General features: G+C 66.7%; 10 protein-coding genes and 2 pseudogenes. 7 read left to right on the top strand and 5 right to left on the bottom strand.

Features of this window, described 5'->3' with window-relative positions; all coding sequences use genetic code 11:
- Window positions 1-13 precede the first annotated feature (13 nt).
- Together AMD30_RS09200 and AMD30_RS09195 are read right to left on the bottom strand one after the other, a co-directional pair.
- On the bottom strand, window positions 14-1,294 hold the full coding sequence (locus tag AMD30_RS09200) for a low temperature requirement protein A (RefSeq protein ID WP_010842493.1): 1,281 nt from the start codon (window positions 1,292-1,294) through the stop codon (window positions 14-16).
- 180 nt (window positions 1,295-1,474) lie between these two features.
- Window positions 1,475-2,650, bottom strand: coding sequence for a thiolase family protein (locus AMD30_RS09195; RefSeq protein WP_010842492.1), 1,176 nt, complete (start codon window positions 2,648-2,650; stop codon window positions 1,475-1,477).
- 126 nt (window positions 2,651-2,776) lie between these two features.
- On the opposite strand from AMD30_RS09195, the gene AMD30_RS09190 reads away from it, so the two are divergent.
- The 3 genes from AMD30_RS09190 (at window position 2,777) to AMD30_RS09180 (ending at window position 4,721) form a co-directional block, all read left to right on the top strand.
- Window positions 2,777-3,250 (top strand): winged helix-turn-helix transcriptional regulator, encoded by a 474-nt coding sequence (locus AMD30_RS09190; RefSeq protein ID WP_010842491.1) that lies wholly within the window; start codon window positions 2,777-2,779, stop codon window positions 3,248-3,250.
- A 24-nt stretch (window positions 3,251-3,274) separates the two neighbouring features.
- Window positions 3,275-3,784, top strand: coding sequence for a putative immunity protein (locus tag AMD30_RS09185; protein ID WP_010842490.1), 510 nt, complete (start codon window positions 3,275-3,277; stop codon window positions 3,782-3,784).
- Window positions 3,785-3,974: 190 nt separating this feature from the next.
- Complete coding sequence (locus AMD30_RS09180; RefSeq protein ID WP_010842489.1) at window positions 3,975-4,721, top strand: MBL fold metallo-hydrolase; 747 nt, start codon at window positions 3,975-3,977, stop codon at window positions 4,719-4,721.
- 90 nt (window positions 4,722-4,811) lie between these two features.
- Here AMD30_RS09180 and AMD30_RS09175 read toward each other — a convergent pair whose 3' ends face one another.
- A complete protein-coding gene (locus tag AMD30_RS09175) occupies window positions 4,812-6,188 on the bottom strand; it encodes an NAD-dependent succinate-semialdehyde dehydrogenase (protein ID WP_010842488.1) in 1,377 nt (458 codons plus the stop codon).
- Between the two features lie 249 nt (window positions 6,189-6,437).
- Here AMD30_RS09175 and AMD30_RS09170 point away from each other — a divergent pair, with 249 nt between their 5' ends.
- The 3 genes and pseudogenes from AMD30_RS09170 (at window position 6,438) to gdhA (ending at window position 9,854) form a co-directional block, all read left to right on the top strand.
- The gene (locus tag AMD30_RS09170) at window positions 6,438-7,433 is read left to right on the top strand and encodes an alpha/beta hydrolase (protein ID WP_055475427.1); all 996 of its coding nucleotides are present in this window, start codon (window positions 6,438-6,440) and stop codon (window positions 7,431-7,433) included.
- A 490-nt stretch (window positions 7,434-7,923) separates the two neighbouring features.
- The gene (locus AMD30_RS24985) at window positions 7,924-8,304 is read left to right on the top strand and encodes a hypothetical protein (protein WP_231632671.1); all 381 of its coding nucleotides are present in this window, start codon (window positions 7,924-7,926) and stop codon (window positions 8,302-8,304) included.
- A gap of 187 nt (window positions 8,305-8,491) precedes the next feature.
- Window positions 8,492-9,854: pseudogene (gene gdhA, locus AMD30_RS09160) on the top strand (NADP-specific glutamate dehydrogenase).
- Window positions 9,855-9,924: 70 nt separating this feature from the next.
- Here gdhA and AMD30_RS09155 read toward each other — a convergent pair.
- Together AMD30_RS09155 and AMD30_RS09150 are read right to left on the bottom strand one after the other, a co-directional pair.
- Window positions 9,925-10,608: a DNA alkylation repair protein gene (locus AMD30_RS09155; protein WP_010842484.1), complete on the bottom strand. Its 684-nt coding sequence runs from the start codon at window positions 10,606-10,608 to the stop codon at window positions 9,925-9,927.
- Between the two features lie 56 nt (window positions 10,609-10,664).
- Window positions 10,665-10,963, bottom strand: a pseudogene (locus AMD30_RS09150) (putative quinol monooxygenase).
- Between the two features lie 158 nt (window positions 10,964-11,121).
- Here AMD30_RS09150 and AMD30_RS09145 point away from each other — a divergent pair.
- A complete protein-coding gene (locus AMD30_RS09145; RefSeq protein ID WP_035717322.1) occupies window positions 11,122-12,765 on the top strand; it encodes an alkaline phosphatase D family protein in 1,644 nt (547 codons plus the stop codon).
- The last annotated feature ends 5 nt before the right edge of the window (window positions 12,766-12,770 follow it).

Raw genomic sequence — 12,770 nt, 5'->3', positions numbered from 1 at the left:
GGTCGGCCGGGGGTCAGGTCTCGGTCGTCTCGACGGGGCTCCGCCGCCGCCGGACGACCCCGGTCGCCACGGCGATGACGGCACCGACGGCGAGGACAACCGCCGACGCATACGGAAGAGCGTTGTCGACGGCGCCCACGACGAGCACCACCGGGATGACCAACGCGGGCCAGGGGACCACGGTCTTCCAGTTGCCCGAGCTCCACCCGAGGATCGAGCAGACCCCCACGGTGAAGAGAGCGATACCGCCGCACAGGATCCATCGCCCGGCAGACTCCAACTCACCGATCGGGTGGAGCACATACTGTTCGATACCCACCCCTACGAGAGCGGCACCCAGGGTGAGCGGCAGATGACCGTAGATGTACCCGTCGGCCCGTCCGCTGCCCACCGCACTGTCGTCCTCTTGGATCTCGACCTTGGCCTCGGCCCCGCCGATGTCGAAGTACATCCACCAGACGGAGGCGGCGATCGTGAACCCCAGGGCTGCCACCGCGGTCGACGACCATGCCCAGTGGCTGTCCTCCATGCCGAGCACGATGGCCGAGATCGACTCGCCGAGAACGAGGATGACGAACAGCCCGAAGCGTTCGGGAAGGTGTTCGAGGTGCAGCGGTACGTCCGGGCCCCAGCGCGTCGCGGCGAAGGGCGCCACCGCCTCTACGAGAATGCCCACCGCCCACAGGATGTAGGTGACCGGTGACGGCATGGACAGCGAGACCGTCCAGATCAGCCCACTCACGACGGTGGCCGCGAGATAGATGTCGACCGTGACGCGCACCTCGACGATGTGTCGCCAAGCCCGGAAATACAACGCTGCCAGGATGACCCGGGTCGTGATGTAACCCACCCCGAACGCCACGGTACCGTCGCCGCCGACCGCGGTCGCGGCACCCGCGGCCATCACCGCGACCGCGAATGTCGCGGCCAGTTTCAGGACCCGGTAGAACACATCGTTGGTGTCGAAGCGGTTGGCGTACAGCGTGGTGGTCACCCACGACCACCACGTGACCACGAACAACCCGGCGAACACACCCACGCCCCGCCAGCCAATGCTGACGGTGAGCGCCATCGCCAACTGGTGGATGACGAGGACATAGGCGAGATCGAAGAACAGCTCGAGCCTGGTGGCCGCCCGGTCCTCCTCCACGCGCAACCGTGGGGGTTCGACGAGCGGGGCCCGCTGGCCCGCACCGCTGCTGTCCTCGCTGTCCCGTACATCAGCCGCGTCGTCGACGCCGGCAGCGTCGTCGTGCCCACCGTCCGGCGGCGACTGCGTACTCTCACCCATCATCGGCGTCCCATCCTCGGCCTGGCGGGCTCGTCCGCTACCCGTCCTGCCCTACGGGCGTCGACGCATTCGAGCGACACCTCGTCGGTGCACTCCGGTACCCCACCGTCGCAGCACCCAAACGACAGGGGCAACCCTCGAACAGGGCCGCCCCCAGCCACGGTGGGGTCCGGACATCGCGACCTAGGAGGCGAGTCGTTCGTAGATCGTGGCGTTCGCCAGTCCGCCCGCCTCACACATCGTCTGGAGGAGGTAGCGACCCCCACGCTGCTCGAGGGCATTGAGCCCGGTGGTCGCGAGGCGCGCGCCACTGGCGCCCAGCGGATGACCGACGGCGATCGCGCCGCCGTTGACATTGACCTTGTCCAAGTCCACGCCGAACTCCCTCGACCATGCCAGCACCACCGGCGCGAACGCCTCGTTGACCTCGAACAGGTCGATGTCCTCGATGCGCAGCCCGCTGCGCGACAATGCCTTTCGGGTTGCCGGGATGATGCCGGTCAACATCAGCAGCGGATCGTCACCCGCGACCGCGATGGTGTGTACCCGGGCTCGGGCACGCACGCCGAGCTCGGCGGCCTTCTCCTCGCTCATGAGTAGTACCGCGGACGACCCGTCGCTGATCTGACTCGCGCTCGCCGCGGTGATCTTCCAGTCGATCTCCGGGAATCGGCGTGCGATCGCCTCGTCGTAATAGGCGGGCCGCAGTCGCGCCAGATCGTCGAGACTGCCCCCAAGCCGGATCCCCTCGTCCGACGTCAGTCCGGCAAGAGCCGCGAGTTCGTTGTCGAAGAGTCCGTTCTTGGTGGCCGTGGCGGCCAGATCATGGGACCGCAGGGAGAATTCGTCGATCTCGTGCCGCGAGATGTCCCAGCGGGCAGCGATCAGTTCGGCCGAGATCCCCTGACCCACGAGCCCCTCCGGGTATCGCTCGTCGAATGCCCGCCCGTTCAGATCGCCGGTACCGGCCGCGGCCGAACCCATCGGAACCCGGGACATCGACTCGACTCCCGCGGCGACCGCGACGTCGTAGGTACCCGCGATGATGCCCTGTGCAGCGAATGCGATGGCCTGCTGGCCGCTGCCGCATTGGCGATCGACGGACACGCCGGGCACCGACTCGGGATAGCCCGCGGCCAGGAGGGCGCGGCGCGCGAGGTTGAAACTCTGCTCGCCCACCTGGCTGACCACCCCGGTGATCACGTCGTCGACGAGTTCGGGGTCGACGCCCGAGCGATCCACGACCGCGCGCAGGCTGTGCGCCAGCAGGTCGACGGGATGGACGTCATGGAGGGCGCCGGTGGGCTTGCCCTTGCCGATGGGCGTGCGAACAGCGTCGACGATGACCGCAGATCTCATGACTGATCCTCCATCAGTTCGCGGGTCGGAAACTCCAGCCGACCCGGATATCCGGCTGACTTTTGTCTGCCATAGTCAGATCTACGCCCTGGCTATGGTTCTGTCAAGTCAGGGTAGGGTGGAGTCATGATGCACCTGAAGGGACCGCTGGCCGAGCGCGACAGCTGGGAGGCCACCGGTTGCTCGATCGCGAAGGCGATCGACCTGGTGGGGACCCGGTCGGCGATCCTCATCCTGAGGGAGGCCTTCTACGGCGCCACCAGGTTCGATCAGTTCAGTCGCCGGGTCGGGATCACCGATGCGGTTGCGTCGGCCCGCCTGAGAGAACTCACCGAGGCGGGGATCTTCACCAAGGTGCCCTACCGCGAAGCCGGCCAGCGTGAACGGTTCGAGTATCAACTCACCGACAAGGGCCGCGACCTGTTTCCCGTGGTGATGTCGTTGATGCAATGGGGCAACGACCATCTGCAGCCCGACGGCGCGCCGCTCACCGTGACCGACAAGGAGCATGTCCCCGTGCGTGTCGGGGTCGTCGCCGATCCCACCGCGGTGCTCGCACCCGAGGATGTCGAGCTGCGCGTCGCCCGGCGCACGCGCTGACTCGCGCAGACAGGAACGGTCGGGATGATTCTCCCCAAGGTGTTCGATCCCCGCTTGGTCACCATCCGCCGTGGCGGGACACTCACCGACGCCGACCATCACTTGCTGGCACTCTGGGCCGCGGCGTGCGCCGAGCACGTCCTCCCCCTGTTCGAGTCGGCGCGACCCGAGGACACGCGACCACGCGACGCCATCGCCGCGGTCCGCGCGTGGACCAGGGGTGAGCTGGCGATGATGGAGTCGCGAGCCGCGGGCGGACACGCCATGGGTGCCGCTCGTGACCTCCGTGGCGCTCCACGATTCGCCGCATACGCCGCCGGACAGGCAGCGGTGACCGCACACGTTGCCTCGCATGATCTGGGCGCCGCGGCGTATGCGATCAAGGCGGTACGCACCGAACACGGCAGCGATGACGCCGGCAGGCGCGAATGCGCCTGGCAGCGTGCACAACTCCCGGACCGGCTGCGCGACCTGGTGCTCGCCGACCAGCGCGCACGAAATGACCTGTGCTGGTCGGTGTTCACCGACGGCTGATTTCGGCACCGCGGTCCACGATTGGCTTCCGCCGCGGTAGGCCTGATAGTGTCGGACTCACGCTCGCGCGGTGCTGTAACCCGCATGTCGAGCCAGAGGCCGGGGTGATTACAGAAAACCCCCGGTCTTGTCCAAACCTCCGAGGTCGTACCACGGTTTGCCGCTGCCCCCGCAGGGTATGCGCCCGAGCATGACCTTGCATCGCGACGTCGTCCCCGGCATCCATTGGCTCGAACACGCGCACACGAATCAGTATCTGGTCGAGGACGGTGACCGGCTGGTGCTCGTCGACTGCGGACTCCCCCGGTCGTACGAGCCGCTCCGCAAAGCCGTCCGCGAACTCGGCCGGGACACCGACGCGGTCTCCGATCTGATCATCACCCATGGCCATTTCGACCATGTCGGCACCGCGCGACGCCTGGCGCGTGAGTGGCGGATCCCTGTCCACGTCCATCGTGACGACGCGTGGCTGGCATCGCATCCCTACCGCTACGCACACCAGAACGCCACCAGATTCGGGGTGCCCCTTCGTCATCCGCGTGCCCTCCCGCTGCTCGGGCGCATGGCAACGGCGGGCGCGCTCACCGTGCGCGGCGTCGACCACATGGACGTGACGACCTTCGGCGACGACGCGGTGCTCCCCGGCGGCGCGCAGGTGGTCCCCACCCCAGGGCACACCTACGGCCATGTGTCACTCCACTTTCCGTCCCGCGACGCGGTCATCGCCGGCGACGCCCTGGTGACGCTCGATCCGTACACCGCAGCGACCGGCCCGCGCATGATCGCCGGGTCCGCAACTGCCGACCTCGATCGCAATCGCGCATCGCTCGACGCGCTGGCGGCAACAGAGGCGAAATCGCTCCTGCCCGGCCATGGCGTCCCGTGGCACCACGGGGTGGCCGTCGCCGTCGCCCGCGCGCGTGAGACCAGCGGCTGACCCAGCCGACGACAGCAGGGCGGGCCGACGCTTCTCGCGTCGGCCCGCCCTCCACGTCGTGGAGACCCGCTCGTCGTCGGGTGATCCGATCTATGCGGAGGCTGTCCGACGGAGCTTCGTGTTGACGAATTCGCCCATGCCCCAGCGTCCGAGTTCGCGGCCGTATCCCGACCGCTTGACCCCGCCGAACGGGAGCCCGGGCAAGGTGGTGCCGTGCTCGTTGACATAGGCCATCCCGACCTCGAGCCGGTCGGCCACCTGTTCGGCCTTGCCGATGTCGCCGCTCCACACCGAACCGCTCAGGCCGAACTCGACATCGTTGGCGAGCGCCACGGCGTCCTCGGCGGAGGCGACCTTGTAGATCATGGCGACCGGACCGAAGATCTCCTCGGAGTACGCATCCATGTCCGGGGTGATGTCGGTCAGGACGGTGGGCTCGAAGAAGGCGCCGTCCCGCTGCACGGGCTTCCCACCCGTGCGCAGCGTGGCACCTTGTTTCACCGCGGTCTCGACCTGCTCGGCCACGGTGTCGCGCGCCGAGAGAGATGACAACGGCCCCATCTGGGTGGATTCGTCCGCCGGATCACCGACCGCGGTCGACTCGAACTGCTTCACCACCCCGTCGACGAAATCGTCGTACAACTCCTCGAGCACGATGAAGCGCTTCGGTGAGTTGCACGCCTGACCGGCATTCGACAATCGTGCCCGAGCCGCGATCTTCGTCGTGCGTTCCATGTCGGCGGAATCGAGGAGGATGTACGGGTCCGACCCCCCGAGCTCGAGCACGGACTTCTTCAGGTTCTCCGCCGCCACCTTCGCCACGGCGGCGCCGGCCTTTTCGCTTCCGGTGAGAGACACACCGCGTATCGCGTTGTGGGCCAGCAATTCTGCGATCTGATCACTGTTCGCGTACACGTTGATGTACGCGTCGCCGGGCACACCCGCGTCGTGCAGGATCTCCGCCATCAGAGCCGACGACGCGGCGCAGATCGATGCGTGCTTGAGGATGACGGTGTTGCCCGCCAACAGGTTCGGCGCGACGAATCGAGCGACCTGATAGTACGGATAGTTCCATGGCATGACGCCGACGAGCGGCCCGATCGGCGTCACCTGCACGATCGACGCGTCCGCACCCTGTGGATCGAGGGCCTCGGTCTCCAGGAGATCGGGTCCGTGCTCGGCGTACCAGCGATAGATGTCGGCGGCCAGCTGAACCTCACCGGCAGCTTCCTTGGCCGGTTTGCCCATCTCGGTCGTGATGACGGCCGCCAGTTCATCGGCTCGCTTCTCGTACAGATCCGCGGTTCGCGACAGCATCGCGGCACGCTCGGACGCCTCGGTCGAACGCCAGTCCTGGTAGGCAGCCAGCGACCGTTCGGCAACGCCGGCCACCTCGTCGTCCTTCAGTCCGGGGAATTCCCGGTCGGTCACACCCGTGGTCGGATTCGCGGTGACATATGTGCTCACGGAGCATCTACCTTCCTCTGTCGTTGCATCCCGACTGTCCACAGCCCGGGACCAGTCGGGTACCCGCGTCCCACGGCCCAAAACCCCGACCGTCGGCGCGCTCTGGTCCCACGACGATCACGAACCTGTTCTACTATGGCGGCGGTCCGTGTTCGGACCCGTGATCGACCGACACGCGGCGGATGCCGGACGTCGACCTGGGGGTGGGTCGCGACTCGTGATCGGGCAGCGTCCGAGGGGGATCGAAGAGTGTCACACTGGCGGCGAGCCGCGGGGCTCGGTTGTGCTTTCCTGATCGCGATCGTCGCAAGCCTCTCGACAGGGCAGCCGGCCGCGGCGACTCCACCGAAGCTCGGCGATTCGGCGCGCATCCTCGCGGTCTCCCCGGAGACTGCGACACGCACGACGATGACCGTGTACTCGGCAGCGATGAAGCGGCCGGTCCGAGTGAGCGTGCTGGTTCCCCGCGACCGGACCGGACCGCGCCCGACGCTGTATCTACTCGACGGAATCGACGGTGGGGTCTACACCAACTACACCCAGAGTGGATGGACGTTCCAGACCGACATTGCGCGCTTCGTCGCCGACAAGAAGGTCAACGTGGTTCTGCCGATCGGGGGTACGGGCTCGTACTACACCGACTGGCGCCGGCTCGACCCGGTGCTGGGGCGGAACATGTGGGAGACCTTTCTCACCGACGAACTTCCGCCACTGGTCGATCGGCGCTTTCGGGGCGACGGACGCAACGTGATCGGCGGGCTGTCGATGGGAGCGCTGGGCGCGATGTCCATCGCGGTGTGCAACCCCGATCTCTACCGGGGCGCCGTCGCGTTCAGCGGGTGCCTCGATCAGGGATCACCCGAGTTCCGGCAGGCGACCGCCACATCGGTCAGCACGAGGGGCGGAAATCCGGAGAACATGTGGGGGCCGCTCGACCACGACACCTGGGATGCCCACAATCCTGCCGATCACGTGTCCGCGCTGCGCGGCAAGCCCGTGTACGTGGCGGTCGGCAACGGGCTCCCCGACCCGGCACTCGGAATTGCCGGTCTCGCGTCGCCCGTCGGCGGCGTCCTCGAGGGTATCGTCGCCCGATGCACCGAGAGCTTCAAACGTCGCGCGGACCGCGCGGGAGTCGACATCACGTATGACTTCCGCGCCGGACTGCACTCATGGGGTTATTGGAACCAGGACCTGCACCGTGCCTGGCCGACCATCGCGCGGGCACTGAACGGCCCGCGCTGACGCCGCGATCGGCCGTTCACCGCTCCTCGAAGGAACTGCTCGCTCCTCAGGGAGCAACCGCGTCAGCGGGCACTTTTCCTCCTCCGAACAATTGAGGTGTCCTCGAGTGCGCGTTTCCGCTCACGGCGCTCCTTGAGTTCTTGGCGGCGTTTCTTGGAACTCGAATTCTTTTCTGCCACTTTTCCTCCATCGGTTGTCGACCACGACGGCTCTGACCTACCACCTCCGTGACCATAGCCCGGAAAAAACAAAAGTCCAGCCTCGCCGCGCGTTCACCTTTGCCGTGACCGTCACCTACTGGCGTACAAGCGATTTCGTCGCTATCAGACAAACCGGAACCGTCGAACTGGCTTTTATTTTTTTCTCGGCTAGAGTCCATGGCACCGGTCGGAGATGACCGGCAGCAGTGAAAGGAAGAGTGGCCGTGAAGGCGGTTGTGATGGAGTGCCGGATACGTGTATGCGGGTCTCCGAGTCGGGTGAGAGAATTCGTGGATCGCGCGTCGACACGCGCCCTGGACGCTTTTTCTCGCCCCGCCAGATGCTCGGTTGTCGTCGAAGAGTCGGACTCGTTGCTGCTGCGCAGGCAGTGGCACCGCGAGAACGACGTGGACGTGTTCGGGGTCCCGGAGGGTCGAGATGTGTGCTTCGGATTCGCGGACTCGTCCGGTCGCCTGACCGTCGCGAAACTCGAGAGCCTGTCACGCGACGTCCTCGCCCACCTCGAGTTGGATCCATGGGTGACCGACGACACCGAATCGGTGCCCTGGATTCTGACGCTCACCACCGGCGCCGACCCGACGTCCCGGCGTGAGATCGCGACTCGGCACCCGACGCTCGATATACGGCGACCTGTTCTCGCGTCATCGTGATGCGTGCGTCGCGGTGAGCGTGATCCCCCCGTCGTCAGGGCGAGTCCACCCTGATCTCCCGTCGCGGATGCACCCGCGACGTTCGTCAGACGGACCGGTCTGTGGTCGAATTTCTGTCGCTCGATAGGGTGCGGGTGGCGACGTGCTCACCTGGGCACGTCGCCGTCCCACACGTATCGATAAGGAAGTGGTCGCCATCGTGGCCGTGCTCGACGAGAAGATCAGTGATCTGTACGCGCAGGTCGTTGCGCGAAACCCCGGGGAAGCCGAGTTCCACCAGGCCGTCCGGGAGGTCTTCGACAGTCTGGGTCCGGTCTTGGCGAAGCACCCTCATTACGCGGACGCGGGGATCATCAAGAGGCTGACCGAGCCCGAGCGCCAGATCATCTTCCGGGTACCGTGGGTCGACGACCAGGGCCAGGTGCAGATCAACCGCGGTTTCCGTGTCGAGTTCAACTCCGCTCTGGGACCGTACAAGGGGGGCTTGCGTTTTCACCCGAGCGTCTACCTGGGCGTCGTCAAGTTCCTCGGGTTCGAGCAGATCTTCAAGAACGCTCTGACGGGACTCCCGATCGGCGGCGGCAAAGGCGGCGCCGACTTCGATCCCAAGGGGCGCTCCGACGGGGAGGTCATGCGCTTCTGCCAGTCGTTCATGACCGAGCTGTACCGCCACATCGGCGAGTACACCGACGTGCCCGCCGGCGACACGGGCGTCGGTGGTCGTGAGATCGGTTATCTCTTCGGCCAGTACAAGCGCATCACCAACCGTTACGAGTCCGGCGTCCTCACCGGCAAAGGACTCGCGTGGGGTGGCTCGCAGGTCCGCACCGAGGCGACCGGGTACGGCGTCGTGTTCTTCGTCCGTGACATGCTGGCCGCCGTCGGCGACGATCTCGCCGGCAAGACCGTGGTCGTCTCGGGCTCGGGCAATGTCGCGATCCACGCCATCGAGAAGGTGCAGCAACTCGGTGGCCGCGTGATCGCCTGCTCGGACTCGGGAGGTCATGTCGTCGACGAGGCCGGTGTCGACCTGGAACTGCTCAAGGACATCAAAAACGTTCGGCGTGGGCGGATCTCGGATTATGTCGACGCTCGCCGCGGGTCCGCCCGGTACATCGGCTCCGGCTCGTTGTGGAGTGTGCCCACCGACATCGCCATTCCCTGCGCGACGCAGAACGAACTGAACGGGGTCGACGCCACCGAACTGGCGAAGAACGGGTGCCGCATCGTGGCCGAGGGCGCGAACATGCCCAGCACGCCCGAGGCGGTGCGCATCTTCGCCGAGGCGGGCGTCGGCTTCGCGCCGGGCAAGGCCGCGAATGCGGGCGGAGTGGCCACGAGCGCACTCGAGATGCAGCAGAACGCTTCCCGGGATTCGTGGTCGTTCAGCCACACCCGAGGAGCGGCTGTCGGAGATCATGACGTCGATCCACGATCACTGCCTGCACACGGCGGACTTGTACGGGGTGCCCGGCAACTACGCGACCGGCGCCAACATCGCGGCGTTCACCCAGGTCGCCGATGCGATGCTCGCACTGGGTCTCATCTGACCCGAAGCCGCGACGCCGGAGATCCACGGACACTTGACCTTCAAGTAGGTCGAAGCCGGATGATCTCCGATCAGACCTCGCGGCGTCGGACCATCTCGGCTATCCACACCGGCGCATACGGCGACGTGCATCCAGGTGACGTCGGATAGTCCTCCAGCACCTTCAACCGCTCACCGATGTCGATTGCACGGGTACGGAACTCGGGATTCTCGATGCCGATGGTCGCCAGGCACGTGTTCATCGCCCACTGCAGACGAGGCGGCGCCTGTGTCATCTCCGACTCGATGACGTCGAGCAGGACCGCGAGGTCGAGATCACCGGGGCGCTTGGCCACCCGATCGGAGGTCAGGGCCCAGCCCGCTGCCGCGACACCGGGCTCGGGGTCGCCCAGCCACGCCGTCCGCAGTTCCTCGGCATGCGCATTCTTCTTGACGACATAGTTGACGAACCAATCGTGCACCTTCGGCCGGTCGGCCTCGCGGACCATCGTGTCGAGCGCTGCGGCGTCGAACGACTTCGGGCGGCAGATCAGCAGAGCGAGCAACCGCGCCGCCGTGTCCTCGGTCGCCCACAGCGCCGCGGAGAGGTCGGGCTGTATCCGAAGTCGTTTCGCGAGGGCCCTGAGCTTCGTGAGATTGACCCCGTGATCGTCCCCGTGCCTCTCGTTCACCGCCCGGATCTTCGGGTCATCGAGTGCCCGTAGCTCATCGAGGACCTCGGCGAGACTCTGGTGGACGTCGGTACTGCCGGTCATCTCTCTCCCCTCGCGCGGCGCGCACACAGCGTACGACGACGACCGGCGCACGGTCGTCAGTCCGGAGCGCCGGCGAGGATCCGGATGTCGGCGACATCGTATTCGGCGACCGCCGCCGAGAGGATCGCCTGCGCCTGCTCGTCGCCGACCCCGTCACCCCGGAAGGCGTCGACTGCCGACTGCGAGTCCCATCGCTCGAAGATGTTGACACGGCCCGGGTCCGTCGTGTCGGCGCTGATCGCGAAGTCGCGACACCCCGGAGCCCGACGGGCCGCACCGATCACTCCTCGCATCCGGCGAGGTAGTCGGCCCGCCCGCGCGGGTCCACTCGAAGACTGCCGGCGACGATCACCATGGGTTCCTCCTCCGTCGATTCTCGGTGCGCCGTCCTGCCGGCGTGACCGTGTCCCCCGCGTGCAGCGGCAACACGAGTACAGACCGGCTCTTCCGGACGAACTCATCGCGCCGATCGACGCGGGCGCACGAGCGCGCGCGACGGCCTACTCTGATCGAATGGCTTTGGTTCTGGGTCCGATCCTCCGGCACGTCGACGAGACCTCCGCGCTGGTCTGGGTGCAAACCGACGAACCGGGCGAGGTCGAGGTGCTCGGTTGCGGCACCCGGACATTCGAGGTGTCCGGTCATCACTACGCGTTGGTCGAGGTCACCGGCCTGGTGCCCGACACGATCACCGAGTACCAGGTCCGCGTCAACGGCGCCCTCGAGTGGCCGCTTCCCGACATGGAGTTCCCGCCCAGCGTCATCCGAACCCGGGGACCGGACACCGCGGACCGGCACCGATTCGTGTTCGGGTCCTGCCGGTATCCACGTGCCGAGGACCCGAAGCTCGACCAGAAACTCGGACTCGACGCGTTGGACTGCTACGCCATCCGGATGCGTCATCTCCCTGTCGACGAGTGGCCCGACACGCTCATCTTGCTCGGCGACCAGGTGTACGCCGACGAACTGACCCCGCAGGTGAAGGAGTCGCTGGAATCGAATCGGACGTCCACCGCCGGACCGTCGGACGAAGTCGTCGACTTCGAGGAATACGAGGGCCTCTATCGGCACACCTGGGGTGACCCCGAGATCCGATGGATCCTCTCCACCGTGCCCACGGCCATGATCTTCGACGATCACGACATCCGTGATGACTGGAACACCTCCGACACCTGGCGTCGTCAGATGCAGGAGAAGCCGTGGTGGCAGGACCGTATCCGCGCCGGCCTGGCGTCGTACTGGGTGTATCAGCACCTCGGCAACCTCTCCCCCGCCGAACTGGCCGAGTCCGAGGACTACCGCCGCGTGCGCGAGATCGACGGTGACTGTTGGCCCCACCTGATCGGTGTCGCGGATCGCGCCGACCACGAAACCGACGGAACCAAGGGCATCCGGTTCAGCTTCCGATGGGACCTGGGCAACACGCGGCTCGTCATGATCGACTCCCGCAACGGCCGCATCCTCTCCGGGGGGACGCGAAAGATGTTGAGCGACGTCGAATTCGATTGGGTCGAGAGCCAGGTCGACGACGATCTGGACGGGCTCGACCACCTCGTCCTCGGTTCATCGCTGCCGTGGTTGCTGCCGCCCGTCGTCGGCGATGCGGAGACCCTCAACGAGATCGGCGCCCGGCGGTCGGGGCGTCGAGGGCAACTCGCCGAGAAGATCCGGCAGGGCGCGGACCTCGAGCACTGGCCTGCCTTCTTCGACTCCTTCGTCCGGCTCAGTGACATGATCCGGCGGGTCGCGACCCGCGATCCGGGGCCGGCGACGGTCAGCGTACTGTCCGGCGACGTCCACCACAGCTACGCCGCGCGTGCGACCTTCTCGGACGCGACCACCGCCGACGTCCACCAGCTGGTGTGCTCGCCCGTGCACAACGCGATCCCGCCGTACATCAAGGTGGTGTTCCGGCTGGGATGGTCCAATCGGCTCGCCTCGATCGTCCGACGCTGGGCCCGTCGCGGTGGGTCGCCCGATCTGCCGGTCGCCTGGCGCAACTCTCTCGGCCCGCTGTTCGGCAACACCATCGCGACGCTCTCGGTGGAGGGGCGTTCCGCCGAGGTCACCTTCGAGCAACCCGACCTCGACGGGACGCTGGGTAGGGCCGGAAACATCTCCCTGACCCCGGATCTCGTAGCAAGAGAACGCACATAGCGCGC

The sequence above is a fragment of the Gordonia sp. HS-NH1 genome (assembly GCF_001418765.1).
Taxonomy (GTDB): Bacteria; Actinomycetota; Actinomycetes; order Mycobacteriales; family Mycobacteriaceae; genus Gordonia.
Note: the sequence above shows the minus strand (reverse complement) of the source record. Positions and strands in the feature narration are given on the sequence as shown.

Coding starts and splice junctions, on each gene's coding strand:
- AMD30_RS09200 (WP_010842493.1), bottom strand. CDS start 1,294: ATGATGGGTGAGAGTACGCAGTCGCCGCCGGACGGTGGGCACGACGAC.
- AMD30_RS09195 (WP_010842492.1), bottom strand. CDS start 2,650: ATGAGATCTGCGGTCATCGTCGACGCTGTTCGCACGCCCATCGGCAAG.
- AMD30_RS09190 (WP_010842491.1), top strand. CDS start 2,777: ATGATGCACCTGAAGGGACCGCTGGCCGAGCGCGACAGCTGGGAGGCC.
- AMD30_RS09185 (WP_010842490.1), top strand. CDS start 3,275: ATGATTCTCCCCAAGGTGTTCGATCCCCGCTTGGTCACCATCCGCCGT.
- AMD30_RS09180 (WP_010842489.1), top strand. CDS start 3,975: ATGACCTTGCATCGCGACGTCGTCCCCGGCATCCATTGGCTCGAACAC.
- AMD30_RS09155 (WP_010842484.1), bottom strand. CDS start 10,608: ATGACCGGCAGTACCGACGTCCACCAGAGTCTCGCCGAGGTCCTCGAT.
- AMD30_RS09145 (WP_035717322.1), top strand. CDS start 11,122: ATGGCTTTGGTTCTGGGTCCGATCCTCCGGCACGTCGACGAGACCTCC.